Below are 1009 nucleotides of genomic sequence, written 5' to 3'. Positions count from 1 at the left end.
GGGGTTGGGCGGCAATACACCGGCTCGGCGGGCAAGATCACCAATTGTCAGATCGGCGTGTTTGCTTCCTACGTCTCGCGTCACGGTCATGCCTTCATTGACCGGGCGCTCTATCTGCCGAAGGCCTGGACGGACGACGCCGGGCGTATGGCGAGAGCCCATGTGCCGGTCAATACCGGCTTCGCCACCAAGCCGACGCTGGCGCTCGCCATGATCGAGCGGGCGATTGCTTCGAACGTGCCCTTTTCCTGGGTGGCGGCAGACAGCATCTACGGCGTCGGCGATATCGAGATGGCGCTTAAACGCGCCGCCAAGGGTTATGTGCTGGGTGTGAACGCCAACCATCCCTTTCATTCATGGGCCAGACCGCAACCCGTCGGCGGAACCGCGAAGGACATCGCGGAGGCCTTACCCGAAGATGCCTGGCGGCGCCTGTCGTCCGGCGAAGGGACCAAAGGCCCGCGACTGCACGATTGGGTCTATCTCGACCTAGCCGATCTCGACGCCGATGATTTTGATGCGACATTCCCCGGCATCTGGACACGCGGGCTGCTGATCCGCCGCAATATCGCCGACGGTGACCTCGCCTTCTTCTCGACCTGGTGTCCGATCGGCACATCCATCGAAACGCTGGTGCGAGTGGAGGGGCATCGATGGGCGATCGAAGACAGCTTCGAGACCGCCAAAAACGAACTCGGCCTCGACCACAACGAGACCCGCTCCTGGCATGGCTGGCATCGCCATGTCTCGCTGGTCATGCTCGCCTTCGCCATGATGGCCGCTATCCGCCATCGGGCCAATGCCACGCCCCCAAAAACGATGCGCCGGGCAGGCTCGGGAACCCGCCGCTGATCCGCTGGTCGGTTCAGGAAATCCGCCGTATCGCTACACGCCTTGCCCGACGACGTATCCACCCCGCCCATGTCATCGCATGGTCGCTCTGGCGACGAGCACATCAGGCAACTGCACAACGAGCACACATCAAATCAAAAACGCAACTGTAATGCTA

At 62.1% G+C, this 1009-nt stretch carries 1 protein-coding gene; it reads left to right on the top strand.

The genetic code is table 11. The features are described 5' to 3' along the window. Positions 1–852, top strand: an 852-nt coding sequence (locus tag DKP76_RS18860) for an IS701 family transposase (protein WP_109708178.1), incomplete at its 5' end; no start/stop codon positions are given. Positions 853–1009 lie beyond the last annotated feature (157 nt).

The organism is Falsochrobactrum shanghaiense, from assembly GCF_003149535.1.
Taxonomy (GTDB): domain Bacteria; phylum Pseudomonadota; class Alphaproteobacteria; order Rhizobiales; family Rhizobiaceae; genus Brucella; species Brucella shanghaiense.
The sequence above is the reverse complement of the archived record's forward strand: the minus strand, read 5'-3'. Positions and strand labels throughout refer to the sequence as shown.